Here is a 25352-nt window from a genome sequence, read left to right as displayed (position 1 = left end):
ACAAAGTCTTGCTGCGCAACCGGCTTAACCCATTGCGACATAATCTGTTGATATTATCGATCTAACTTTGCTTGAATCATCGCTAAGCTAGTATCCAGCATGCGGTTGGCAAAACCCCATTCGTTGTCGCACCATAATAATAATTTGACCAAGTGGCCAGCACTGACACGCGTTTGGGTTCCGTCTACAATACTTGAACGTGGATCGTGGTTAAAATCACACGATACCAGAGGCTCGTCAGTATAGCCTAAAATACCATTAAAACTGCCGTTTGACGCAAGTTGTAACACACGGTTAATTTGCTCAATATTGACTTTTTTCTCTAGCGTGACAGACAGGTCGATCGCGGTCACATTTATGGTTGGCACCCTAACAGAAATCGCTTCAAACTTATCTTTCATGTGCGGCAAAATACGCTCAATGCCTCGCGCTAATTTTGTGTCTACCGGAATAATAGATTGACCAGCAGCACGAGTTCGACGTAAATCATCATGATAAGCATCGATCACTTGTTGATCGTTCATCGCCGAGTGAATCGTGGTAATGGCGCCACTCTTGACTTCAAAATGCTTATCCAATACATCGATAACCGGAACAATACAATTGGTAGTGCAAGATGCGTTAGAAATAACGGTATGCTCTGCGCGCAACAAATCATGATTAACACCATATACAATGGTCTCATCAACATCTGCAGAAGAAGGATGGCTAATCAGCACTTGCTTAGCACCTGCATGAATATGTGCTTCGCAAGCTTGGCGATCAATTAAGCTGCCGGTGGCTTCATAAACGATATCGATATCAAGTTCAGCCCAAGGCAATAAATTAGCATCGGGTTGATTGAGTAACAAAATGCTGTCATCACCAATAAGCAACTGATCACCATTTAGCTTAACGGTATGCTTGAAACGACCATGAGTCGTGTCATATTGAGTTAAATGACATATGGCTTCTGGCTTTGCCAACTCATTGATCGCCACAATTTGGATTTGTTGACGTTTTCCAGATTCGTACAATGCACGAAGTATTGAGCGGCCAATCCGGCCATAACCATTAATTGCAACTCGAATCATTTAGGGTCCAGAGTAATTATCCGAAGCACTTATTATTCAACAAATTATGATAAAAACATCTATTAATAAGTGACTTAGCATATATTATTTCACGTGAATTAAAGAGATAAAAAAACGGCCTACAATAGTATTGCAGGCCGTTATTATACAGATTAAACACCTAATAGATAAGTGTTTAATCTCAGATGATTATCCTAAAGATTGGACAGTTTTTACTACATTATCAACAGTGAAGCCGAAATGTTTAAGTAAATCACCACCAGGAGCAGACTCACCAAAGGTGGTCATACCCACTACAGCACCATCAAAACCAATATATTTGTACCAGAAGTCAGTATGTGCTGCTTCAACCGCAACACGTTTAGTGACGCCTTTTGGTAGTACAGATTCTTTGTAAGCAGCATCTTGCTTATCAAACTCAGTCGTAGAAGGCATAGAAACTACCCGCACTTTTTGACCTAGTTTGGTGAGCTCTACGGCAGAATCCATCGCCAACTGCACTTCTGAACCTGTGGCAATCAAAATCACATCAGCAGTGCCTTGGCAATCAGACAGTACATAACCACCTTTAGCTACGTTAGCTAATTGCTCAGCAGTACGCGCTTGTGCCTTAAGACCCTGACGGCTAAAGATTAATGAAGTTGGTGCATCACGACGTTCAATCGCCGCCTTCCAAGATACTGCCGTTTCCGCAGCATCACATGGACGCCAAACAGCCATATTAGGCGTTAAACGTAAGTTAGCTAATTGCTCAACCGGTTGGTGAGTTGGGCCATCTTCGCCTTGACCGATTGAATCATGGGTATAAACGAAAATGTTTTGAATGCCCATTAATGCTGACATACGTACCGCGTTACGTGCGTACTCCATGAACATCATGAAAGTTGCGCCATAGTTAATAAAACCACCATGTAACGACGCGCCGTTCATAATACCGCTCATACCGAATTCACGTACACCGTAATAGATGTAGTTACCGGCAGGATCGTCTTGAATACCTTTTGAACCAGACCAAAGCGTTAAATTAGAACCGGCTAAGTCAGCGCTACCGCCAAGTAATTCAGGCAACATAGCACCAAAGAAACCAATTGAATTTTGAGACGCTTTACGACTCGCAATACCTTCGGCTTTATCTTGGCTTTCTTGGATAAAGGCTTGTGCTTTTGCTTCAAAATCTGCAGGTAAGTCACCTTTTAATACGCGACGTTCATATTCTGCAGCCAGTTCAGGGAACGCAACTTGGTAAGCAGCAAACTTGTCATTCCATAATGACTCGTTAGCAACACCTTTATGTTTAGCATCCCAACCAGCATACACATCAGATGGGATTTCAAAAGGAGCGTGTGGCCAGTTTAAGAACTCACGAGCTGCTGCAATTTCAGCATCACCTAATGGTGCACCATGACAATCATGGCTACCAGACTTGTTAGGCGAACCAAAACCAATAATGGTTTTACAGCAAATCATCGATGGCTTATCTGTTACAGATTTAGCTTGTTCAATCGCGGCGCGGATAGCATCTGGATTATGACCATCTACATCGGCAATAACGTGCCAGCCATAGGCTTCAAAACGCTTAGGAGTGTCATCAGTGAACCAGCCTTCAACATGACCATCGATAGAAATACCGTTGTCATCCCAAAATGCGACTAACTTTCCAAGGCCTAATGTTCCGGCTAATGAACTGACTTCGTGAGAAATACCTTCCATTAAACAGCCATCACCTAAGAAACAGTAGGTGAAGTGATCGACGATGTCGTGGCCTGGACGGTTAAACTGAGCCGCCAAGGTTTTTTCCGCAATAGCCATACCAACAGCATTACTCAAACCAGCGCCTAAAGGACCGGTTGTAGTTTCAACACCAGGGGTATAACCATATTCAGGATGACCAGGCGTTTTTGAATGCAGCTGACGGAATTGCTTTAGCTCTTCAATAGGCAATTCATAGCCAGTTAAATGCAATAAAGAGTATATAAGCATAGAGCCATGACCGTTTGACAGAACAAAACGATCGCGATCGACCCAGTTAGGATTAGTTGGATTGTGCTTTAGAAAATCATTCCATAGCACTTCGGCGATATCTGCCATCCCCATTGGGGCACCTGGATGACCAGAGTTAGCTTTTTGAACCGCATCCATACTTAGGGCGCGAATAGCGTTAGCGAGTACTTTACGAGATGACATGCTCTCTCCTGCTTGTTTGTAAGGTCTAACGGGCAATTGTGAAGCCATATTTTCCCCTACAAGGCGATGTGACGCAAATTAAAATTTTTCGGGTTTCTTTTTAACCGTTAAATAAACGGTGATTTCATACAATGCCAATAAATAAACATCGTAAATACAGCACAAAATGGTCATCATGACCATAACATGAGATAAATACAGAGTAATTATTTATTGCCACTTATAAATAAAAAGTATCGTGATTGGCAGAGCTATGGCTCTGATTAGGCAATATAATCTCTAATCTATCAAAAACATTGTCTATTTTTATGATAAATACACCGCGCAAGTCGATGAGCATTTAAATAAAGCAATATGAATCAAACACTTGATTTTTCACCAGTATAAACATATCTATGATTAACAAAAAAAATTATGCTCCATTGCACAATTCTCCAGTTAAATTCGTACAAAGGGGTGTTATCAAATTAGATTTCGACTAAAATAGACGTCTAGACGTATATTCAAATGCAACCAACGAGATTCTCCTATTATGGCAAAGCACTTGTTTACCTCTGAGTCTGTCTCAGAAGGTCATCCAGATAAAATCGCCGATCAGATTTCTGATGCGGTATTAGACGCAATACTTGAGCAAGATCCAAAGGCTCGTGTTGCGTGCGAAACGTATGTCAAAACCGGTATGGTATTAGTGGGCGGTGAAGTCACCACTTCTGCTTGGGTAGACATTGAAGAAATTACCCGTAAAACCGTACGCGAAATCGGTTACACCAATTCAGATATGGGTTTTGATGCTGATTCATGTGCGGTACTTAATGCCATAGGCAAACAGTCACCAGACATCAATCAAGGTGTTGATCGTTCAGACCCTGCAGAGCAAGGTGCTGGTGATCAGGGTTTAATGTTTGGTTATGCCAGCAATGAAACTGATGTATTAATGCCTGCACCGATTACTTACGCGCACAAATTAGTTAAGCGTCAGTCTGAAGTACGCAAAGACGGCACACTGCCTTGGTTACGCCCAGATGCTAAAAGCCAGGTAACGTTTGCTTATGATGATGGCAAAATCATCGGTATTGATGCGATTGTATTATCTACTCAACATCGTGAAGACGTGAGTCAAGCTGATTTAATTGAAGCGGTAATGGAAACTATCATCAAGCCGGTATTACCTGCTCAATGGTTAAACAAAGACACTAAATACTTTATCAACCCTACTGGTCGCTTTGTGATTGGTGGCCCTGTTGGTGATTGTGGTTTGACAGGTCGTAAAATTATTGTAGATACCTACGGCGGTATGGCTCGTCACGGTGGTGGTGCTTTCTCTGGTAAAGACCCATCAAAAGTAGACCGTAGTGCGGCTTATGCTGCACGTTATGTAGCTAAAAATATCGTTGCTGCTGGTCTAGCTGACCGTTGTGAGCTACAAGTGTCATATGCTATTGGTGTTGCAGAGCCAACGTCTATTAGTATTGAAACATTCGGTACCGGTAAAGTATCAGAAGAAGTATTGATTAAATTAATACGTCAACACTTCGAATTACGTCCATACGGCTTAACAGCAATGCTAGATTTGGCACGCCCAATCTATCAGCAAACTGCTGCTTATGGCCACTTTGGCCGAGATATCTTCCCTTGGGAAGCGACTGATAAAGCTGAAGCACTTCGTGCAGATGCAGGTTTATAATCAGCCAGCATAATTATCGTCTTAAGCTAGTGTCTGTATTAAGCTAACACGATAAAAAATAAAACCGCCAACTGGCGGTTTTATTTTATCTATCATTGGCAATACAATGATTTGATCTAAACATTTAATCTCAACATTTAATCTCAACAATGGCTCAGATTATGTATCAACCCACTTGGCTAAACACAAAGATAACAGCAAACCACCAGCCATCAACGGCAACTAACCCCTGTGCGATAAACAGCCCTGTTACTAACATTCCAGCCATTAACTTGCCAGCCATTAAACAGTGGTCTGCAATCAAGTTATTCTATCGTCAACATATGCCGTATGCTCGATTAGCTCAGAAAGAGTCTGTGGCTGTCATTCATCATCTAAGCCCACCAGCTACTGATGAAGTTGATGTAAGCCAGCAAAAAATAATCGCTGCGGTAAGAGTTAAACCTATTGGCCAATATCAATTAATCAATGGATTATTGGTTCACCCTGACTACCGTGGACAACAGCTTTCAACTCAGTTATTGAAATTTATCGCGCCCAAATTAACCGCTAAAAATTGCTTCTTGTTTGCTCATCCGTGGTTAATTGGCTTATATCAACAGCAGCACTTTATCGTTATAGATCAAAATGTCGTGATAGGTCAAAATGATTTATCAGCGATACCAGCAGACATCACTCAGTTGTATCGTCGCTATCACAGTGAACAACGACCACTAGTGTTGATGCAGCTCAATGATCCCGATAAATAATCTAGATTAATAATCTAACTCAATAAGATCAATGAGCCAAACTCAGACAAAATCTAGATCGTATTAAAGCCTCTCAAGGCTATTGCACACCAATAAATTTAGCCCAAATAGACTTAAGCGTAATCAAACTAAGTCAGCATAAGTACAAGGTGATCGAACTCGTTAACAATGATCGAAATGTGAACTTTCAATACACATAAACGACACTTGTTGCATTGTCATTACGGGCACTACTTTGACACTGATAGACGCTAAGTTAATCCGCTCGACATCGGTAAATAGCGTAATCGCTGCTTGATAATTATTGGTTACGCCACAAAATAGCCACATGTCTTGCCAGCGCACAAAATACCCCGATAGCTGCAATTGCGGATCATCTGGATTTTGTAAATCGGCTTCAACACACTCATACAACTCTGTCGCATCAGTCAACACCGCGGCTATTAGCTTCATATTGTCAAATGCAGATAATCTTAAATCCAAATAGGGTGAAAAGAGTGCTTCAAAGTTAGTACTCATAATATTCCTCATAAATAACCACTTTATCAACACCCCTTAGTATAACGATCACGTAATATTAGCTGTGGCCAGTAAACAATAATCACGTTGTTCAAAACGAAATTGATCAATCTCTGTCATTGCGGCTTTTTGTTGATGTGCTGCCAACGAACGCGCATTGTCAGCGGCAACATACGTCACCATAAATGGAAAGGTATCTGCCACTTGTTTTTTTAATTCGGTAACCAGCGCCGAAAAAACTCCCTGGCCGCGTTTTGATTCTTGTATCCAAACGGGTCCATATTGGCACGTGTTAGTCGTCGATAAAGCTTGTCCATTTAAATCGGCAAACTTAAGTTTTTGAATAATATGTCGGTACAATGGTTGCGAGGAAAAAAATGACCATTTTGCCGCCATCACATATCCAATGATCACCCCTTGCTCTTCAGCTACGATAAACCAATGTTGATTTATCAACTGGCTCACCTCTGCTTTGGTAAATGAATGAGCATGAAGTTGGCTATTTGAACCTACCAACTCATCATCAACATGGGCTCGTTCTAACTGCACAATAGCAGCAACATCGGTTAATAACGCCTTACGGATAATAAATGACAATGATTATTCCTTTGACCCTGAATTGGGAGATTGTTTCTTAGCCCATTCTATCACTAGCGCAACGGGCAGCGGAGACATAATTAGTGTTCCCACGCCAATGAGTGAAGCAATGACCAACATCCCACTGACTTGTTGACCGATATCACTTTGCCAATATAAGCCGACACCCACCAACAACATGATTAAACCGACGAAATGTAACACTTTAACTAATTTGATCATTTGCGACTCTTTAATACGTTAAATAATGTTCATTAATCCAAAACATTACAATTATTTACGCTCTTATTCACACTCAAGTAGTAGAATAACGGCAATTTTTTGGTATATGGAAATCTCTCAACATGATAAAGCATATTCTCGGCGCCACTGTTATATTTTTAGGCCTTAGTGCTTGTCAAAGCCACACTCAAATTGTCTCAAATGAACAATTAATTGGTACTTGGCATGTAGAAGTCGTCCTCGACACTCCTACCATTAATAATAGCCCAGCAAATTTAGTTTTTGCTCCAAACGGTGAACTGACAGGTAATAATAGTTGTAATCAATTTTTTGGTCGTTACGCCCAACAAGGTCACTTGCTTCAACTTGCACCATCAGGTTCGACTATGAAAGCCTGTATCGATAGTTTAATCACCCAAGAAGCTGAACTGATGCAAGCGATTTCATTGGTAGAACAAGTTGATTTCTCTAAAGGAAAACTCAATCTATTGTCTATAAATGGTGATACGCTATTGGTACTGACAAAACAATCGTTACCCTTATCCTAAAGCCTATGGTTTAAATGAGTCGCCGGATTAGTTATTAGTGTCAGTTTAAAGTTCCATTAAAAAATGAATTTTTATTCAATAAATCTGATTCTTTCTTGACTTAATAAGTCAATCTATTCAAAATGTGCTAGATTTTTGAATAACAACTATAAGATGAATTATCACTATGCCAGCGACAAGAAATCAGGATGAGCTCGTACGCACTTTTAAAGCGATTCTCAAAGAAGAACGTTTTGGAAGCCAAAGCGAGATTGTTAATGCGCTTCAAGCCGAAGGATTCGGTAATATTAATCAATCTAAAGTATCACGTATGCTCAGCAAATTTGGTGCTGTACGCACTCGCAACGCTAAGCAAGAGATGGTGTATTGCCTCCCTGCCGAGCTAGGCGTACCTACTGCGGGTAGCCCAGTTAAAAATTTGGTATTGGATGTCGATCATAACCAAGCCATGATCGTGGTAAGAACTAGCCCTGGTGCTGCGCAATTAATCGCCCGTTTGCTCGACTCAATAGGCAAACCAGAAGGGATATTAGGTACTATTGCCGGTGATGATACTATTTTCATCTGTCCAGCAAGTATTAAAACCATTGATGAGACATTAGAAACGGTTAGATCTTTATTCAACTATAGTGAATAAAAAACCATTTCAATAAAAAAGCAATGCCATGGCATTGCTTTTTTATTACCTAAAACTGGCGTTTACGCATCATCAAATTGAGTTAAAAAATCCAATGATGGCACAAAGAAAGACGATCCAGTCAGCGCTTTAGTAAACAACATCAAATGATCATGATTCCCGTGACCATCACCGTGCACCATACTGCGGAGCATTTGTTCGAAGTGATCCGGTGTACGACATACTGAAATAAACATCAATCCTTGTTCTCTAATCGAACCATATGGCATGCTTTGACGTAAAATTTCTAATGCGTTACCGTGTGGATCTTTTAAGTTAACTCGTTTTGTGTGGCTGGTTAATGGCTTATCTTCTGATTCATACTCAATATCATCAACTTTGGTACGACCAAAAATATCTTCTTGTTTTTTAAGCGGTAAACGATGCCACTTACTTAAGTTATGCATGTATTTTTGGACATGAACATAACTACCAGAGACAAATTCTTGATCTTCATCACCGACAAGTGCAACTTGTTGACGATGGCGTCCTTTAGGGTTTTCAGTACCATCAACAAAACCTGTTAAGTCACGACTGTCCATAAAGCGAAAGCCACGTTCCTCATCGACTAACTCGACCAAATCTTCAAACATTTGGTTTATTTCATTGGCGACAAGATGCAAAATATCATAGCGATCACAACGGATATGAATAAACAGATCATATTCCATTGCAGGTGCATCACGGTTACCTTCACTCATGGCCGGAAAAGGTTTTAATAATGCAGGGCGAGATTCTGGATAAAAGGTATCCCAAAAATTAGCCCCAATACCCACAAAGCCATTAAAAGCACTGTCGGCATATTGATCCGTGAGTTCATAAATATACTGCGCTACATTAGCAATAGATGGGCGTAACTGATCTTCAACACCATCGTTGGCATTAAACATCAAGTACACACTGTGTAAATTCCCTTCTGCGCAAATTCCTAACTGTTCACGAGGCATAACTTGGTTACCCATATTAACTTCATCCATCTTAATACTAAATGTCGGCCTAAACGGTGATAATTTAACGTTTTGATGTTATTCGACGGCGATTAACATCTCTTACCAGTTAAGCTAATCATTAGATTAACTTAATCAAATTTAAATTACTTGAAGTGTACTCACATTTAGCCCGTTTGTAATACATATTGTATTCATATTCGTGCAGATAACAGCTTGATCATTCATTACAATTGTTAACGAACTCACTAGAGTTAAGGGCCAAAAAGTAAGCCCTAAATCAGATATTTAGCCTATGTCATCGCAAAATTAGCAATTATTTTGCAAGCATGAGGTAAGTATCTTATTGCTGGGGTGTTTAAAGCAGCGTTATTACAAGTTAATAAAACACTGTTAGCAACACTTTTAGCAAACAAAGGGTAATTTGATAACCACTTTCCCCGAACTAAGGTTCACTACAGGCTGGACAATTAAAATTACAGCATTGATAGTTAATTAAAAATCACCAGTGGATGCGCTGTAATATTTATGTCCACTCGTTGACCGGGCATTAACGTCGTTGATTGGCTACTGACGTCCAAAATATCATCGCCAATTTGGACCTGATAATGACATACCGTACCAAGGAAATGCCTTTCGACAATGCATCCTCGGCCATTGATACAAGGATGTAACTCAATTTGCTGTGGTCTCAATAATAATTGCCCTTGGCTGCCAACAGGTAAAGACAATGCTTCTGTGCTGCTAAGATCGCCCAAAGAATAGTGCACTTGATGGCTGGAGGTGACCGTAACAGGTAAATAATTACCTGCGCCTAAAAAGTCGGCAACGTAGCGATCAGTTGGTGCACTGTATAAGGTTTCGGCTTTACCATGCTGAATAATGGCGCCATCCTTAAATAAAGCCAGTTTATCTGCAAACACAAATGCTTCATCTTTACTGTGAGTCACAAACACGGCACTGACATTACGTTGTTTCAATATGGCGCGAATTTCTAACATCATATCGTTACGAACTTGCGCATCGATATTGGAAAAAGGTTCATCTAGCAATAATAATTCTGGTTGATATGCTAATGCACGTGCAATCGACACTCGTTGCTGTTGACCACCTGATAATTCATGCGGGTAACGCGATGCCAACCCGGTTAATTTAACCAACTCGAGCATTTCTTCTAATCGAGCTAACCGCGCAGTACGATTGAGTTCGTTAACCCCAAATAAGATATTGTCTGCCACGGTTAAGTGCGGAAATAAGGCATAGTCTTGAAAAATCATGCCGACACCACGTTGCTCGCTCGCAACAAACACACCATCACCACTCAGCGTTTGCCCATTGATGCTGATGCAACCTTGGCTAATGGCTTGTAAGCCCGCAATCGCGCGCAGCAGTGTTGTCTTGCCGCAGCCACTGGGGCCTAATAATGCGACAATTTCACCTTGCGCCAAAGTAAGATCTAAATGGCGCAACACCACTTGACCGTGATAATCGCTGCAAACATTTTCAATGGTTAAAGTTGACATAATTAGCCTTGTTGCTCCAAAGAGCGATTAAGATAAATCAAGGGTACAAGCCCAACTAACACAATCACAATAGCGGCCAATGCGCCATGTTCTAGTTTTTCATCTGAGACAAATTGGAAAACATAAGTCGCCAAGTTTTCAAATCCTATAGGACGCAATAATAACGCTGCGGGTAATTCTTTCATGCTTTCAATAAACACTAACAAAGCACCGGCAAAAATCCCTTTGCGTAATAAAGGCAAATGTACTCGCCATAGTAGCTGAGTAGGCGTTCGTCCTAAGGTAATACACGCCATGTCTAAAGAAGGGGAAATACGTTTATAACTGTTTTCTAAACTGCCGATGGATATAGCAATAAAACGAACACAAAAAGCAAAAATCAGTGCAAACACGCTGCCAGTCAGCAATAAACCTGGGCCTTGGGCGCCAAACCAATCGTAAATATCGTTAATCGCAAAGTCGATAAGCGTCAGAGGTACTAATACACCAATCGCCAACACCGTTCCCGGTAAAGCATAACCAGTACTGCTCAATCTTGCGGGAAGCTGATCACTTTGTCGCGGACTCACACGGCGTACAAACATTAATATCAATGATAGGACTACGCACACACCACTGACAATAGCGGCAATATATAAACTGTTTAGGCTATACTGCCAAAATCGAACATCCCAACTTTCATTGAAATAATCGATAGCATATCCACACAACACAATGAAAGGTAATAAAAAGGCTGTAAATAACAAAACAGCGCAATAGCCTAATGCGACCCAAGCCATTTTTGGTGACAACACATATCTGTCAGCTTCATTAAGAGAAGATTGTTTTTGAAATAATTGTTGTTTCCGCCGGGCAAAACGCTCAACCCCAATCATAGAAAATACCACTAACAGCATAATGGCTGACAGCTTTGCTGCCGCGGTTAAACTGCCATAGCCGAGCCACGTGTCGTAAACTGCTGTGGTTAATGTCGGTACAGCAAAATAACTCACGGTGGCAAAGTCTGCTGCAGTTTCCATTGCCACAAGTGCAACGCCGACAGCCAAAGCGGGTCTTGCCATTGGCAGCGCAAGACGCCAAAAACTGCGCCACGGACTACATCCCATGACACGCGATGCATATAACAAACTGGAAGACTGCTCCATAAACGCAGTACGCGCTAATAAATAAATATAAGGAAACAATACTAACGATAATATTATCGCTGCTCCGCCAAGACTGCGTATTGCGGGAAAGTAATAGTCGTGGGGAGATTGCCAGTCAAACCAAGCCCTCAATACACGTTGCACCGGACCTGCATAATCAAGCATGTCGGTATAAACATAAGCCACAATGTAGGCTGGCATCGCTAACGGGAGAAGGAGTAGCCATTGAAAGTAACGGCGAAAGGGAAAGTCACAACGGGCAATTAACCAAGCAGCAGGAATCGCTAAAAGTAGGCTTCCGAGTCCAACCAACAACATAAGCAATAAACTATTGACTATGTATGTCGGTAGCACTGTATTGAATAAATGGCTAAATACAGCTTGATCAGGAAGAGTGGACTGCACAATTAAGGCAATCAGTGGCAAGATTAATATTGCCGTAATAAAATAACCAGCAAGCGACCAGCTTCTGGTTAAACCTAAAATCATAAATAATACCGAGTTAACTTAGCGCACCATCAATAAATCTATCAATCTATCAATCTATCAATCTATCAATCATATCGATAATGCGCTGATAATGTTTAAACAAGCTTCAATTAAAGATCAAATTTCACTTCATCAAGCAGTTTTACAGCGTCTTGATGGTATTCAGCCAACTTATAGATAGGCAAACTATCGGCTTTAAAATCACCCCATGACGCCACTAATTCAGACGGTTCGACATCAGCCTTTACCGGATATTCCATATTAACTTCAGCATACATTTTCTGTGCAACGTTTGAAGTAAGAAATTCCATTAGCTTAATCGCATTATCTTTATGCGGTGAATGTTTGGCTAATGCCATACCTGATACGTTTACATGAGCACCACGGTTCTGTTGATTAGGAAAGTTAATTTCAACCGCTTCAGCCCAGCTTTTCTGATTTTTATCCATCAGCATGTTGCCGTAGTAGTAGCTGTTACCGATAGCAATGTCACACATGCCTTCTTTAACTGCTAATACTTGATCACGATCATTGCCTTGAGGCTTACGAGCTAAATTAGCTTTTACCCCTTCTAACCAGGTTTTCGTTTTCGCTTCACCGTCATGGGCAATCATCGACGCCACTAATGCGACGTTATAAGGGTGTTTACCGCTGCGGGTACAAATTTTACCTTTGTATTCTGCTGAAGCTAAGTCTTCGTAATCGATGTCAATTTTACCGCTACGCTCTTTTGAAGAATACAGATTACGAACACGCATCGTCAGCGCATACCAATTGTTCTGTTGTGACCGATATTGAGGGGGAATATTGCTATTAATCACCGCACTGTCGACGGGAGAAACAAGATCTTTTTCCACTAATTCCATTAAGCGAGAGAAGTCAGATGTTAACACCACGTCAGCGGGAGATAGGCGACCTTCACGCACCATACGTTCTGCAATGCCATCTTTAGCAAAAACAACCTTTACGTCGACACCACTTTGCTCGGTAAACTTTTCTAGAATAGGTTCAATCAGGAAAGCTTGGCGATAAGAATAAACCGTTAATGCATCTGCAGCACTCACAGAAGAAGCAACACAAGCCAAGCCTAATAATGCGACACTTTTTAGCAATTTCATTAATCAACGCTCCTTAACTGAATCAATATTCCGCCGCCACTGGCGCAATTGATAATGGTTATCAATTGCAACAGGGTAAGTGATCATATCAAAAGGAGCAAGTGCTGTTTCACATTCAGCGGTTAAAACGCCAAGGCTAAAACATCAAATTGTTATGCTGTAAGCCAATATGGCAAGCTTAAGCCACTATCATGGAATTATGATTGACCAAAACACTACCAGTATTTTTCGACCGTAATTTGTCCAGGCGCTCGTCGAAGATTTTTTACTAAGCCTTTTTCAACTAAAGCGGTTTGCGCATCATTTATCATTCCTGGGTTACCACAAATCATCACTTGAGAATGTTCCGCATTAATCCCTAAGCCTGCTTTCTGTTCAATTAATCCGCTGCTAATGCCATCAGGAATACGACATGATAAGCCTTCGGGATAATCTTCACGGGTCACAATGGGAATAAACACAAACTGTTGAGGATATTGACTAATAAACTGTTTAATCGTTTCTAAATAAGCTAAATCTTCACCAAGTCTTACACCATAAACTAGCACGACTTTTTCAAAGCGTTGCCAAGGCTCATCGGTTGCAAGCATAGAGATAAAAGGCCCCACTGCAGTGCCTGTTGATAACAGCCATAGGTGTTTACCTTGCAATGCCCCTTTAGGCACCTCATCTAAGGTCATAAAACCGGTCGCTTTGGGCGTGATTTGAATGGTATCACCTGGGCTTAATGCTTTTAGATCTGGAGATAACTGACCATCCTCTACCGCAACAGCCAACACCTCGACATAATCAGTCCCAGGGGGATTTACAAGCGAATACGCACGCGCTACACGTTTATCATCACGCATTTGGCTGAGCTTAATAAACTGACCTGCAATAAAAGGTTCGACATCGGCTTTGATACGCAACGAGAATAATTTATCATTCCAATCAATGCGTTTTAGCACGGTACCGGTAATCCACATGACTTTGTTCCTTTTAGACTGGCGTATGTATTTACTATAATACCAATCTATACAGATATTTGCTTAATTAAAAGCCTCCCCGATTTATATCTATAGTGAATAATCACACGCGATTAACTCACTTAAAAGAACAGAGCTAAGTTTACGTAGTTGATGAATCTTGCTTAGCTGAATGGCCATCTAGGCGGTCTTGTTGAAACTGAGCAAGTTTTTGCTGTATGAGCTCATAGGTTTGATCGACTCCTGCTGCAATATCGCCTTCTAATACTTTGAGCCCAGATAAGATATCGCTAGCCTCTTTAAAACCTTGATCAATAGCATCACCAATTTTCACCATAAAACTGCTAACTTGCTCATCAAACCCCATGGATTTATTTTGTTGTTGATGTACCGAGAAGAAATTTGTCGCAAAGCTGACAATACGATCGGCTGTCGCTTCAGGAGAGTAATCCACTCCACTTTCAATACTTTTTTGGACTGAGTTCTCCCCCAGTGTTGGCGCAAGCTCTTCATTAATGGCTTCAATCGCGGCACGGTAAAGTAATGCCATAGACTTATCACCCGCAGCAATACTGACTTCTTCTTGCGCCGCTAAAATCGAATTATTCATCATTTGTCGACTTAGCTGATTGCTGGTTAGCTTAGGCTCAACCGGGGAATTTTTCTCAGCTTGGTGGCTTGATGAAGTTTGCGATGTATTAACTGTTTTATTGTCACGCAGTGGACTGGCATTACTGCTATTTGATTGTTTAATTTCCATGATATTAGCTCGCATACAATGACCGATAGCTTAATTATCGACCAAAAAACTCATTTCTAAAGTCATAAATTAAAACAATTAAGAGAAATTTATTAATATCAATTTTACTAAAGAATAGCCTGTTGATTAACATCATCAATTTAACTTGCCCAAATGAACATCTGCTAATATGGTAATATGGTAATCAGATTGATAGCCAAATAGGAATAACAACATGCCGCAACAACATTGGTTCATGTGGGGAATAGATATTTTTTCTGGTCTTTTCTTAGTGTTATTTTGGTTATTACTGATCGCTGTAATTTACATGTTTATCGCTGATAAATTGCAAACCAAACAAGCCATTCGACACAACTACCCTGTTATCGGTCGATTTCGATATATATTTGAAAAACAAGGTGAGTTTTTTAGACAATACTTTTTTTCTCAAGATCGCGAAGAACTGCCGTTTAATCGAGCCGAACGCAGTTGGGTATATCGCGCAGCTAAAAATGTTGACAGGACAATTGCGTTTGGGTCGACACAAGTTCTGGATAAACCGGGTGCGGTAATGTTCATGAACTCAGCATTCCCCGTCAGTGATCATGACACTCACCAAACCATCGCAGTAATCATTGGTCCTGAATGTAAACACCCTTACACAACCGATAAAATTTGCCATATCTCGGCCATGAGCTTTGGTGCCTTGTCTCGCCCAGCCATTACAGCACTATCCCATGGTGCAGCAAAAGCAGGCTGTTGGCTCAATACTGGCGAAGGTGGGTTAAGTCCTTATCATCTAAAAGGACATTGTGATTTAGTGTTTCAGATAGGTACCGCTAAATATGGTGTGCGTAACGAGCATGGTCATTTAGACCCACAAAAACTGACCGATATTGCCGCTCATCCTGAAGTAAAAATGTTCGAAATTAAATTAAGCCAAGGTGCTAAGCCTGGCAAAGGTGGTATTTTACCGGCGATAAAAGTCACCGAAGAAATCGCAACCATTCGCGGTATCCCAGCAGGACAAGACTCCATAAGCCCCAATGGCCACATTGAATTACATAATGTTGCTGACATTGTCGATATGATCAATCAAGTAAGAGATATCAGTGGTAAACCAACCGGTATTAAAGCGGTATTAGGTGACATGTCATGGGTTACAGAATTTCTAGATGAAATTGAACGTCGTGGTATTGAATATGCGCCAGACTTTTTTACCTTAGACAGTTCAGATGGTGGTACGGGCGCGGCACCACAAGCCTTAATGGATAATGTCGGCTTACCATTGCGCCAAAGTTTACCGTTACTGGTTGATTTACTTAATGAACGCGGCTTTAAACAACGCATTAAAGTGATTGCGACCGGTAAAATGATCATGCCGTCATACGTGGCATGGGCATTAGCCACTGGCGCCGACTTTATTGCTTCAGCTCGCGGAAACATGTTTGCCTTGGGCTGCATTCAATCGTTACAGTGCAACCGAGACACCTGCCCAACCGGTATAACGACCCATAATATACGATTGCAAAAAGGCTTGGATCCAAAAGATAAATCTGCACGCGTCGCAAACTACAATCATTTCTTACATTACGATTTAACCATGATCGCACATTCATGTGGTGTAACCGACCCAAGATACTTAACCCGCCATCATGCCCGAATAGTGCAATCAACGGGTGTAGCGGTCACTCTCGATAAACATTACCGACATATGCAATAAATTAAACCTCAACCCCAGTGAATAACTTGGGTGAGCTGAGCGGATTACTGGGGGGCACTCAGCGGATTACTTTGCCGAATTTAAGAATAGGTGTACAATATACTTTGATGTCGATCACAATAAGCAGTATTAATGTGATTTTAAAGAGGCATCAATTCAGGGGATTTCGTGTTGAACATAAAAACGAATGCAGCAGATCTAAATGTCAAAAGCTTAAGTTTAAGCTGTAAAAACTGTAATCGAATGACAGAAATCGAAGGTGAATTTGTGTGTTTTGAACAAGGAAAAATCAAACGCTTAACTTTAGATCCTTCTCCAGCTGCACTCATAAAAATGGTCTGTATTGGTTGGCAGAAAAAGTAAGCTTTTGATCATTAGTAGCAGCACTCGTTACCATTGAATCAACTCACTATAATTCCTATCTTCTTCCAAGTATTTGATACCGTAAACCAGCCAAATACTAACGACTAAAGTCATTTGAACATGTCAAAATACATCCGTTGATATCACTTTATCTGCATAATGTGCAAATCAATGAACCAACATAAGTTGATTAACGCGATGTAAACTAAGAAAGCATGTCCTGCGGATCATCACTTTGTTTAATAATGTTTTTATCAAGGTCTTTGTTCATTGCTTTAGCTAAAGTGAGTCCTCGAGTCGTTACTCTCAAACCGGCACATAAGTCGTTATAAACTATTTTAATAGCATCATCAGACATGTTACGCGTTTTAAGCATTGCCATAATAGCAAACCAATCGGTTGTCACTTGATGTCGGGTGCCTTCTAGCGCCGCAATTAACGCAATATTATGCACAAGTCACCTCCATACACGAATTCGCACCTTTGATAAAATCCAATTGATTGAAAAATAAAGTTATCTGGAATAAATAACCCACAAGTTAGGCTATAGATTAACTGCGTTGATCACTGTCGTCAAAAGATTCATTCGCGTTAAATATATCCAGACGATTTAAACACCGCTCAGCGCTGTTAAAGTAGTCAGATACTGAGTGTTTACGCTATAGAGAGATTTTTATTTGTGGCAACGACAGTATTTTACCCGACAACATCATAGCGCGATATCCATTGACCAACCCTTAATCATTTGGCAGATCTTTTTGTTCATGTTGAATATGCCAAAGCCGAGCATAAAGCCCTTGTTGAGCTAACAAACTGGTATGAGTTCCATGTTCAACAATCTTACCTTTACTCAATACAACGATTTGGTCAGCATCAATAATGGTCGATAAACGATGGGCGACCACTAAACTTGTATGGCCTTTGGCTGCATCTCGCAAGGCGCTCAAAATGGCTTGCTCTGAGCGTGAGTCTAATGAAGATGTGGCTTCATCGAACACTAAAATAGGCGCTCCTTTCAACACCGCGCGTGCAATAGCAACACGTTGCTTTTCGCCGCCGGAGAGCTTTAATCCTCGCTCACCGACCTTGGTGTTACCTTTATCCGGCAATGATTCAATAAAGTCACTCAAATGAGCCAATTTAATCGCCGCGAGAATCTCATCGTGAGTCGCATCTGAGCGACCATACCTAATATTTTCATAAATAGAATCATTAAATAACACAGTATCTTGCGGTACCACGGCGATGGCTCTTCGTAAGGCCTGTTGGCTAAGTTGACGCACATCAATACCATCAATAGTGATAGACCCACGGTCAACATCATAAAAGCGGAATAACAGTTTAATGATAGTTGACTTACCTGCGCCACTGTCGCCCACTACGGCAATTTTTTTCCCTGCTGGCACATCAAAACTAACGCTGTTTAAAATAGCGCGTTGGTCGTAATGAAAGCTCACATCAGTAAACTTTATTGCCCCGACAGTTGGACTGGCTTCAATAGCATCGACGCGGTCTAACACTTGTGGTTGTTTGTCTAAAATATCAAACATACGTTCAATATTGGCTAATGCCCCACGGATCTCACGGTAAACAAAGCCTAAAAAATTTAATGGAATGAACAGCTGCATCATAAAAGCATTAATGAGAACAAAGTCACCAATTGTCATCGAGCCTTGGCTCACTTCATAAGCCGCCAGCGCCATCATAGCCGTCATCGCAACAGCAATAATTAATGCTTGTCCACCGTTAAGAGCAAACAATGATAAACGGTTTTTTCGCTTTGCAACTTCCCATTGTTCAAGTGCGGAATCATACCGTTGTGACTCAAATTCTTCATTGTTAAAATATTTTACAGTTTCATAATTTAACAAGCTATCGATTGAACGCGTATTAGCCAGCGAGTCAGCTCTCGCAGCATCGCGCACATAACCGGTGCGCCACTCTGTCGCCACAATTGAATAACCAATATAGGCCACCACAGAAAATAAAGTGATCAGTGCAAAACTGGCGCCATAGTTATAAAAGAAAATACCGATCACTAAGGCAATCTCAAGCAGGGTTGGCACAATATTAAATACCATAAAGCGCATTAAAAAACTGACGCCACTTGTGCCGCGTTCAATATCACGAGACAGGCCGCCAGTACGGCGATCTAAATGAAAATCAAGATCGAGCCGATGTAAATGTTCAAAAACGGCTCTTCCAAGGCGGCGAATAGCGCGTTCGGTAACACGGCCAAATAACGTATCTCGTATCTCGCCAATTATAACATTCAGCAAACGTACCATGCCGTAAGCTAGCACCAATCCAACAGGAACTGCGATGAGCTGGGCTGAAGATTGCTTATCAAGCGTATCGACTAATTCTTTCAGAATAAATGGCAGTGCAACACTCGCAATTTTAGCAACGATTAAGCAAATCATTGCTAACAACACTCGTGCTTTAAATTCTAATAAATATGGCCATAATAATCTTAAAACATGCCAATTTAACTTCCCTACTGGGCCTTCGAAATACGCAGAAGGTCTCATTTATGCTCCAATTAATTACCACTGCTATAGGCAGTTCGCCACGACCTAATATTGATTGTCTTATTATATGTCATTTTCTAATCAGACATCGGTCACATTACTATGGATTAAGTCCACACTCATGTTTATCATAAAAGGGCTATTTGAGCGTCAGGTAAATAGTACTTTAGAACTATCAATGAATGAAATCACACAGACTAAAATACTACTTTTTAAATTTTTTTAGTCATTTTATGCTTTTTTAAGCTAAATAGAGTTATTTCTGTCAGCAGAATTTGTTACTCTTCAAGAACAGATAAACGCCTGTTTGATAATAAACAAACAACGATTTACTAGTTTAAAGGATGCTTTATGTTGGATAGCTCGAAAATTCAATACCCACCATTACAACTAATACAAACATGGGTATGGATGATGATTGAATCAGGTAACCCTGAACTGCAAGATAAAGGGCGTGATAATCTTATTTCAGCGTTTGGCAGTTTAGCTAAGGCCAATGAATACTTAGTACAACATATAAAAAAATAAGGCGCATTGTGCGCCTTATTTTTTTAGGTGTAACTAATCAAATATCAAGCTTTACGACGGTCAAGTACACTCTTATTTAGTGTTGCTAAAAGTGACTCTGTATCATCCCAGCCGATACAAGCATCTGTTACGCTCTGTCCATAACACAATGCATTACCTTCAATAAGGTCTTGGCGTCCTTCAACTAAATGACTTTCAACCATCACACCAAAAATAGCATGATTACCTTGAGATATTTGCCCTGCAACATCATCGGCAACCATCATCTGCTTCTTGTAATCTTTACTACTATTAGCATGGCTAAAATCGATCATAATATTATCTGTCAAACCAGATTTAGCCAGCTGCTTGGCAATGTCGGACACGTGTTCGGCACTATAATTAGGCGCCCGACCTCCACGTAAAATAATATGACAATCTGGATTCCCTTTGGTTGACACTATGGCTGAATGACCAAACTTAGTGACCGACAAGAAATGATGTGGAGCACTCGCAGCTCCAATGGCATCAATAGCCACTTTAATGGTTCCATCGGTACCATTTTTAAATCCTACTGGACAAGATAGCCCCGATGATAGTTCACGGTGTACTTGAGATTCGGTAGTACGTGCACCAATAGCGCCCCAACACATCATGTCAGCAACATATTGAGGCGTGATCATATCTAAAAACTCACCTGCTGTTGGTATACCAGAGTCATTTAAATCAACGAGTAATTTACGAGCGGTCCGTAAACCATCATTTAATTGAAAACTGTTATCCATATACGGATCATTAATTAACCCTTTCCAACCTACTGTCGTTCTCGGCTTTTCAAAATACACTCGCATGACAATTTCAAGCTGATTTTTATACTGTTCCCGCAATTTAACTAAGCGTTGACCATACTCTAAGGCGGCAACAGGATCATGAATTGAACAAGGGCCAATCACCACTAATAAGCGATCATCTTTACGGGCTAGAATTTGATGAATACTGTTACGCGCATTGAAAACAGTTGATGATGCATGTTCGGTTGCCGGAAATCGTTCTAGAATCGCAATGGGTGGAAGCAATTCTTTTATTTCATCGATACGAATATCGTCATTTTGATAATGCATAGTGGTTACAACTCCGGCAAAACGTCTTATGAGTCTGATTCAATAAATAAATCAGCTGATACGATTCATTAAAAATGATAAAAAACCATCGAAAAAATGAACATGAATCATCAATTTAACCAGTATCTATCGACAAATCAATCAAGTATTATTCATCAGTGCCGATAGTAGTGACTATCAGTATGTGATTGGGAATACGTAATAGGAAGCAATAGCAACTGAGCTCACTTGGCTACCCCGTAAACCGAGTATGAAATACACTTATACATTGATTTTTTAGCACCAAATATCACTAGGGGCTGTTGATCTTTCACATTGGCAGCCAAATTATAGAGCAAGCTAGAGCCAGCAGGCTTTCAAAATTAATTTTCAATTTATCATAGCGGGTAGCTATCGCTCTAAAATGCTTGAGCCGAGCAAAAGCATTTTCAACTAAATGCCGATATTTGTATAAACACCAATCGATATCGCCATTTCCTTGCTTCGAATTTTGTCTTCTAGGGATCACTGGCTTTGAACCACATTCACGCACTTTATCTCTAATCGCTTCACTGTCGTAGCCTTTGTCTGCAATAATAAAATGACTTTGTGGCAATAATTCAATAAGGGCATTAGCTGCTTTGCTATCATGAACTTCTCCACCTGTAACAATGAATTCTATCGGTAAACCATAGCTATCTACCGCGAGATGGATTTTGCTTGTATTACCACCACGACTTAACCCAATTGCTTGATTTTCATCAGATGATGCACCTGAACTGTGTTGATGGGCTTTTACATAACTTCCATCAATAAATTCCCATTCAGTATCACTATTAGTCGATAATGTTTTGAACAGCCTAAGTAAAATACCTTTTCTTGACCACAGTAAAAATCGACGGTAAATGGTATTCCATAAGCCAAAATATTCAGGTAAATCTCGCCAAGGGCAGCCAACACGCAATCGGTAAAGGATACCTTCCATCGTAAATCGATGCTCTTGCTTGTTATAAACTCTATCATCAAGCAGAATAGCTTTTAGCTTCGACCACATCTCATCAGTGAGCATTAATCGGGGCATGGTAATCTCGTTGTATTTGTTTTTGGCGAAGTGAATTATACGAGATTACCTTCTTCGCACAAAATTCAAACAAAGATCAACAGCCCCTAACATAAACTGTCTCATAAAAAAGACACTCTGATGATATTAATATGCTTTACTTTAATGATTAACATCATTAATTCAACACAAGGAAGATGAGCAACTTAATACTTGGCAAGCTATCCAGAGGAGGATAACAGATTGAAATATTTTAATATTTATTTATTAGGTTCATTGTTAACTCTTTGCAATCCTGCGATTGCCACGTCAGTAGATCCCATCGATGATACGCACGAATTAGTCGAACTCCACTCGCAAAATTACCATACAACGTTGATTCCGATCATTAATAGCATCAGTTTCTCTACCAGTAACAGTATTGCACCCTACTTCTTTACCGATGAAAACACTGGTGTGCAGTATGACCTTCTGAAGGCTGCTCTGGACAGTGAAAATATAGACATAAAAGAGATTGTGCATGCGCCTAATTTGCGTGCGCAGCGCCTAGTCAAAACCAATAAAATAGACTGCATGATCAATGCACCCGATAACGTGGCAGGACTATTTTATACACAGAGCTTGCTTGAATATCAAAATAGCGTGTTTTACTTATCTAGAAATAACCTTAAGATTGAACAAATTACCGATCTTAGCGCATTGTCTATTTTAGGATTCCAAAATTCAAAACAATACTTAGGTGATGAGTTTAAAGACATCGCGAATGCCAACCCTAACTACAGTGAAATCACCAATCAGAAAAGCCAAGTGGTGATGTTATTTAATGGATATGTGGAGGTCATTGTTTTAGAAAGACGAATATTTGAATATTATCGTCATTTACTCAAATCAAAACTCGATACCAGCATACCAGTAACAGAAGTGGCACTCTTTGACCCTGCTCAACGTAAAATTGCCTGTTATGATCAAAAAACGACTAACCGAGTAGATAGTGCCATTACTACACTCAAACAGTCATATCGCTACCAAGAGATACTCGATCTAGCTGAACAAAACAATTATCAACCGCAGTATCAAATACCTTAAAGGTACTAATTTTGTTTAAACGCTTGCAGCTTAATTTGGTAACGTTGCTTATTATTGCTATCACTTAAGGCTAACGCACGTTTAAGGTTTTTCTCAGCCAGACGCTCTTCACCTGTTGCCCAATAAGCCCTAGACAACCCAAAATAAAATTCATGACGATAATCCGCTTTATCAACTGCTCGTTTATACCATATGAGTGCATCTTGATATTGCTTATCAAAATACGCTTGTTGAGCCATGTCAAAATAGTAAAACGGATTATTTATTCTCGCGAGTTCAAGCACTTTATGTATTTGCGCCCATTCATCTAAACGCCCTTGTTCACCTAAAATCAACGCCAAATTGTATAATGTGGTTAAATCTTGCGAGTCAATTTGTAACGCTAAACGATATGCATATTCAGCCTCAACTTCGTAGCCCTTATGTCGATAAATAACCGCTAGAGTATTGATGGCCGCCACATATTGCGGATCCAATTGAATGCTTTTTTTAACCAGTGCATAAGCCGCATCAAAATCAGTTTTAATTAACGCTTCTGCTGCAATATTATTATAAAACATCGCGGTTAGCTGGCGCTTATTAACTGTTTTTTTATGATACGCACGCACAGAGCGTTCAGGCAAAAAGTCCACTAGAACATCAGTACCTCTAAATAACACAGTGTTATTAGCCCTTGGAGGTAACAAACGTAAATTAACGTGACCATTAACTAAATAAAAACCACCTCGCCTATCCCAAACGGGTTCTACATCTATGTCATTAAACTCCACGGGCACATTTAACGCATCAGCCAACGCCGCCGATAACACAACCAAAGACATACAATTACCTTGACGATTAAGCACCGTTTCACTGGCTGAGCGGGTAACATTATCACGATACTCAAAACCACCATCTTGTGCGCCTATATATTGAGCCAACCATTCATTAGCCAGAATATTTTGACTGCGAAGAGTACTATCTGCTTGAAACTGTCGCCTAAATTGTGCGACAAACTTATCAGGTAAACGATAAATATCATCAATAGCCACAGTCTCAACAGGCATGAACATTTCATCATGAAATAGGTCAGTAATCTTGATTGCTTTGTTTTGGGGCTGAGTTGATTGACAAGCGCTCATGCTGAAAAGTAAAACAATAAGCAGTAGATGGGTCCATTGAAGTCGTAAGTGGTCATCCTTGGCAAAGGAATTAACCTCTGTCTTTTTTGGGTGATGAGTAAACATTATTCAGCCCTCAGATAGGAATACGCTATCTAAAAGCATAGTCAATAGATGCCCATTAGGCCAAAACAACCACTACAAGTTTGTAATGGCTTATTAGCTACTGAGGAGGATTTACACTAACAGGAGGATCTATTTGGATAAAAAGTTGTGTGTCTTGATATTCGTAGGGACGATAAAATTGATTGCCACAGCTAAAATAATGAAATGGTGACGTCACGGCTAAACAACCAATAGGCAGTGATTGCAAAATCATTATCTGCTGTTGCTGTCTTAACAACTCTTGCCATTCGTGCTGTTGTAATACACTGTCGCGAACAGCAAAAGCATCAAAAGGCGTTGATGACTGGCGCACCACAACGGTGCCAGCATAGCTTGCTGCGCTTAATAACAAAGATCCCATTAATAAATTTATCAGTATTGGTTTCATCATCAACTCATCACAGATTTCATCATCTAATAGTGTATACGTTAAGCTGGCACATGGCCCTTTATTTACCTCAATTGAGTCAGTAATAACGTTATTAATCTACAAAAAAAAACAGAACCCTAAGGTTCTGTTTTCTATGTTAACTAATTAA

At 40.4% G+C, this 25352-nt stretch carries 25 protein-coding genes; 8 read left to right on the top strand and 17 right to left on the bottom strand.

Annotation, left to right across the window (positions count from 1 at the left end):
* Positions 1–53: 53 nt before the first annotated feature.
* Positions 54–1073, bottom strand: a complete 1020-nt coding sequence (gene epd / locus HNW13_RS20800) for an erythrose-4-phosphate dehydrogenase (RefSeq protein ID WP_101085326.1) — start codon at positions 1071–1073, stop codon at positions 54–56.
* Between the two features lie 189 nt (positions 1074–1262).
* Positions 1263–3257 (bottom strand): transketolase, encoded by a 1995-nt coding sequence (gene tkt / locus HNW13_RS20795; RefSeq protein ID WP_192114235.1) that lies wholly within the window; start codon positions 3255–3257, stop codon positions 1263–1265.
* A gap of 532 nt (positions 3258–3789) precedes the next feature.
* On the opposite strand from tkt, the gene metK reads away from it, so the two are divergent.
* Both metK and HNW13_RS20785 read left to right on the top strand, forming a co-directional pair.
* A complete protein-coding gene (gene metK, locus HNW13_RS20790; RefSeq protein WP_162023823.1) occupies positions 3790–4941 on the top strand; it encodes a methionine adenosyltransferase in 1152 nt (383 codons plus the stop codon).
* A gap of 272 nt (positions 4942–5213) precedes the next feature.
* On the top strand, positions 5214–5690 hold the full coding sequence (locus tag HNW13_RS20785; RefSeq protein WP_208062950.1) for a GNAT family N-acetyltransferase: 477 nt from the start codon (positions 5214–5216) through the stop codon (positions 5688–5690).
* A 162-nt stretch (positions 5691–5852) separates the two neighbouring features.
* Here the strand turns inward: HNW13_RS20785 and HNW13_RS20780 are convergent, their stop codons facing one another.
* From HNW13_RS20780 to HNW13_RS20770, 3 genes are read right to left on the bottom strand one after another with little or no spacing between them, the layout of a single operon-like run.
* Positions 5853–6209: a hypothetical protein gene (locus HNW13_RS20780; RefSeq protein WP_182743216.1), complete on the bottom strand. Its 357-nt coding sequence runs from the start codon at positions 6207–6209 to the stop codon at positions 5853–5855.
* 48 nt (positions 6210–6257) lie between these two features.
* Positions 6258–6806 carry a GNAT family N-acetyltransferase gene (locus HNW13_RS20775; RefSeq protein WP_101085321.1) on the bottom strand — a complete coding sequence of 183 codons (549 nt, stop codon included), beginning with the start codon at positions 6804–6806 and terminating at the stop codon, positions 6258–6260.
* Positions 6807–6809: 3 nt separating this feature from the next.
* Complete coding sequence (locus HNW13_RS20770) at positions 6810–7028, bottom strand: hypothetical protein (protein ID WP_101085320.1); 219 nt, start codon at positions 7026–7028, stop codon at positions 6810–6812.
* A 122-nt stretch (positions 7029–7150) separates the two neighbouring features.
* On the opposite strand from HNW13_RS20770, the gene HNW13_RS20765 reads away from it, so the two are divergent.
* Both HNW13_RS20765 and argR read left to right on the top strand, forming a co-directional pair.
* Positions 7151–7576, top strand: coding sequence for an META domain-containing protein (locus HNW13_RS20765; RefSeq protein ID WP_101085319.1), 426 nt, complete (start codon positions 7151–7153; stop codon positions 7574–7576).
* A 166-nt stretch (positions 7577–7742) separates the two neighbouring features.
* Positions 7743–8213 (top strand): transcriptional regulator ArgR, encoded by a 471-nt coding sequence (argR, locus tag HNW13_RS20760; protein WP_011636127.1) that lies wholly within the window; start codon positions 7743–7745, stop codon positions 8211–8213.
* A gap of 62 nt (positions 8214–8275) precedes the next feature.
* On the opposite strand, the gene HNW13_RS20755 is transcribed toward argR, so the two are convergent.
* From HNW13_RS20755 to HNW13_RS20730, 6 genes are all read right to left on the bottom strand, one after another.
* Entirely contained in the window at positions 8276–9214 is a 939-nt protein-coding gene (locus HNW13_RS20755; RefSeq protein ID WP_101085318.1) for a Dyp-type peroxidase, read from the bottom strand.
* Between the two features lie 476 nt (positions 9215–9690).
* Entirely contained in the window at positions 9691–10725 is a 1035-nt protein-coding gene (locus tag HNW13_RS20750) for an ABC transporter ATP-binding protein (RefSeq protein WP_192114245.1), read from the bottom strand.
* Positions 10725–12356, bottom strand: coding sequence for an iron ABC transporter permease (locus HNW13_RS20745; RefSeq protein ID WP_162023826.1), 1632 nt, complete (start codon positions 12354–12356; stop codon positions 10725–10727). The genes HNW13_RS20750 and HNW13_RS20745 overlap by 1 nt, the downstream gene beginning before the upstream one ends.
* Positions 12357–12466: 110 nt before the next feature.
* Complete coding sequence (locus HNW13_RS20740; protein WP_162023827.1) at positions 12467–13474, bottom strand: Fe(3+) ABC transporter substrate-binding protein; 1008 nt, start codon at positions 13472–13474, stop codon at positions 12467–12469.
* A gap of 215 nt (positions 13475–13689) precedes the next feature.
* Complete coding sequence (locus HNW13_RS20735; protein ID WP_162023829.1) at positions 13690–14439, bottom strand: ferredoxin--NADP reductase; 750 nt, start codon at positions 14437–14439, stop codon at positions 13690–13692.
* Positions 14440–14581: 142 nt separating this feature from the next.
* Positions 14582–15199, bottom strand: coding sequence for a DUF5610 domain-containing protein (locus HNW13_RS20730; RefSeq protein ID WP_192114233.1), 618 nt, complete (start codon positions 15197–15199; stop codon positions 14582–14584).
* Positions 15200–15413: 214 nt separating this feature from the next.
* Between HNW13_RS20730 and HNW13_RS20725 the strand changes: the two genes are divergently transcribed.
* Positions 15414–16901 carry an FMN-binding glutamate synthase family protein gene (locus HNW13_RS20725; RefSeq protein ID WP_101085313.1) on the top strand — a complete coding sequence of 496 codons (1488 nt, stop codon included), beginning with the start codon at positions 15414–15416 and terminating at the stop codon, positions 16899–16901.
* A 171-nt stretch (positions 16902–17072) separates the two neighbouring features.
* Entirely contained in the window at positions 17073–17264 is a 192-nt protein-coding gene (locus HNW13_RS20720) for a hypothetical protein (protein WP_101085370.1), read from the top strand.
* A gap of 205 nt (positions 17265–17469) precedes the next feature.
* On the opposite strand, the gene HNW13_RS20715 is transcribed toward HNW13_RS20720, so the two are convergent.
* A complete protein-coding gene (locus HNW13_RS20715) occupies positions 17470–17718 on the bottom strand; it encodes a hypothetical protein (protein WP_101085312.1) in 249 nt (82 codons plus the stop codon).
* A gap of 283 nt (positions 17719–18001) precedes the next feature.
* Positions 18002–19795 carry an ABC transporter ATP-binding protein/permease gene (locus HNW13_RS20710; RefSeq protein WP_101085311.1) on the bottom strand — a complete coding sequence of 598 codons (1794 nt, stop codon included), beginning with the start codon at positions 19793–19795 and terminating at the stop codon, positions 18002–18004.
* A gap of 351 nt (positions 19796–20146) precedes the next feature.
* Between HNW13_RS20710 and HNW13_RS20705 the strand changes: the two genes are divergently transcribed.
* The gene (locus tag HNW13_RS20705) at positions 20147–20323 is read left to right on the top strand and encodes a hypothetical protein (protein ID WP_011636116.1); all 177 of its coding nucleotides are present in this window, start codon (positions 20147–20149) and stop codon (positions 20321–20323) included.
* A 44-nt stretch (positions 20324–20367) separates the two neighbouring features.
* Here the strand turns inward: HNW13_RS20705 and aroG are convergent, their stop codons facing one another.
* Together aroG and HNW13_RS20695 are read right to left on the bottom strand one after the other, a co-directional pair.
* Positions 20368–21423: a 3-deoxy-7-phosphoheptulonate synthase AroG gene (gene aroG / locus HNW13_RS20700; RefSeq protein ID WP_182743207.1), complete on the bottom strand. Its 1056-nt coding sequence runs from the start codon at positions 21421–21423 to the stop codon at positions 20368–20370.
* 310 nt (positions 21424–21733) lie between these two features.
* Entirely contained in the window at positions 21734–22483 is a 750-nt protein-coding gene (locus HNW13_RS20695; RefSeq protein WP_124011573.1) for an IS5 family transposase, read from the bottom strand.
* A gap of 222 nt (positions 22484–22705) precedes the next feature.
* Between HNW13_RS20695 and HNW13_RS20690 the strand changes: the two genes are divergently transcribed.
* The gene (locus HNW13_RS20690) at positions 22706–23548 is read left to right on the top strand and encodes a transporter substrate-binding domain-containing protein (protein ID WP_162023834.1); all 843 of its coding nucleotides are present in this window, start codon (positions 22706–22708) and stop codon (positions 23546–23548) included.
* Between the two features lie 5 nt (positions 23549–23553).
* On the opposite strand, the gene HNW13_RS20685 is transcribed toward HNW13_RS20690, so the two are convergent.
* Positions 23554–24774 carry a hypothetical protein gene (locus tag HNW13_RS20685; protein WP_162023835.1) on the bottom strand — a complete coding sequence of 407 codons (1221 nt, stop codon included), beginning with the start codon at positions 24772–24774 and terminating at the stop codon, positions 23554–23556.
* A gap of 97 nt (positions 24775–24871) precedes the next feature.
* The gene (locus HNW13_RS20680; protein WP_101085307.1) at positions 24872–25201 is read right to left on the bottom strand and encodes a hypothetical protein; all 330 of its coding nucleotides are present in this window, start codon (positions 25199–25201) and stop codon (positions 24872–24874) included.
* Positions 25202–25352: the final 151 nt, after the last annotated feature.

This window comes from Shewanella sp. BF02_Schw (assembly GCF_014596695.2).
Taxonomy (GTDB): Bacteria; Pseudomonadota; Gammaproteobacteria; order Enterobacterales; family Shewanellaceae; genus Shewanella.
This window is presented reverse-complemented; position numbering and strand designations above follow the sequence as displayed.

Bases quoted from the DNA above. Each gene is read 5' to 3' on its own strand.
- epd (WP_101085326.1), bottom strand. From the start codon at position 1,073: ATGATTCGAGTTGCAATTAATGGTTATGGCCGGATTGGCCGCTCAATA.
- tkt (WP_192114235.1), bottom strand. From the start codon at position 3,257: ATGTCATCTCGTAAAGTACTCGCTAACGCTATTCGCGCCCTAAGTATG.
- metK (WP_162023823.1), top strand. From the start codon at position 3,790: ATGGCAAAGCACTTGTTTACCTCTGAGTCTGTCTCAGAAGGTCATCCA.
- HNW13_RS20780 (WP_182743216.1), bottom strand. From the start codon at position 6,209: ATGAGTACTAACTTTGAAGCACTCTTTTCACCCTATTTGGATTTAAGA.
- HNW13_RS20770 (WP_101085320.1), bottom strand. From the start codon at position 7,028: ATGATCAAATTAGTTAAAGTGTTACATTTCGTCGGTTTAATCATGTTG.
- HNW13_RS20765 (WP_101085319.1), top strand. From the start codon at position 7,151: ATGATAAAGCATATTCTCGGCGCCACTGTTATATTTTTAGGCCTTAGT.
- argR (WP_011636127.1), top strand. From the start codon at position 7,743: ATGCCAGCGACAAGAAATCAGGATGAGCTCGTACGCACTTTTAAAGCG.
- HNW13_RS20755 (WP_101085318.1), bottom strand. From the start codon at position 9,214: ATGGGTAACCAAGTTATGCCTCGTGAACAGTTAGGAATTTGCGCAGAA.
- HNW13_RS20745 (WP_162023826.1), bottom strand. From the start codon at position 12,356: ATGATTTTAGGTTTAACCAGAAGCTGGTCGCTTGCTGGTTATTTTATT.
- HNW13_RS20740 (WP_162023827.1), bottom strand. From the start codon at position 13,474: ATGAAATTGCTAAAAAGTGTCGCATTATTAGGCTTGGCTTGTGTTGCT.
- HNW13_RS20735 (WP_162023829.1), bottom strand. From the start codon at position 14,439: ATGTGGATTACCGGTACCGTGCTAAAACGCATTGATTGGAATGATAAA.
- HNW13_RS20730 (WP_192114233.1), bottom strand. From the start codon at position 15,199: ATGGAAATTAAACAATCAAATAGCAGTAATGCCAGTCCACTGCGTGAC.
- HNW13_RS20725 (WP_101085313.1), top strand. From the start codon at position 15,414: ATGCCGCAACAACATTGGTTCATGTGGGGAATAGATATTTTTTCTGGT.
- HNW13_RS20710 (WP_101085311.1), bottom strand. From the start codon at position 19,795: ATGAGACCTTCTGCGTATTTCGAAGGCCCAGTAGGGAAGTTAAATTGG.
- HNW13_RS20705 (WP_011636116.1), top strand. From the start codon at position 20,147: ATGTTGGATAGCTCGAAAATTCAATACCCACCATTACAACTAATACAA.
- aroG (WP_182743207.1), bottom strand. From the start codon at position 21,423: ATGCATTATCAAAATGACGATATTCGTATCGATGAAATAAAAGAATTG.
- HNW13_RS20695 (WP_124011573.1), bottom strand. From the start codon at position 22,483: ATGCCCCGATTAATGCTCACTGATGAGATGTGGTCGAAGCTAAAAGCT.
- HNW13_RS20685 (WP_162023835.1), bottom strand. From the start codon at position 24,774: ATGTTTACTCATCACCCAAAAAAGACAGAGGTTAATTCCTTTGCCAAG.
- HNW13_RS20680 (WP_101085307.1), bottom strand. From the start codon at position 25,201: ATGAAACCAATACTGATAAATTTATTAATGGGATCTTTGTTATTAAGC.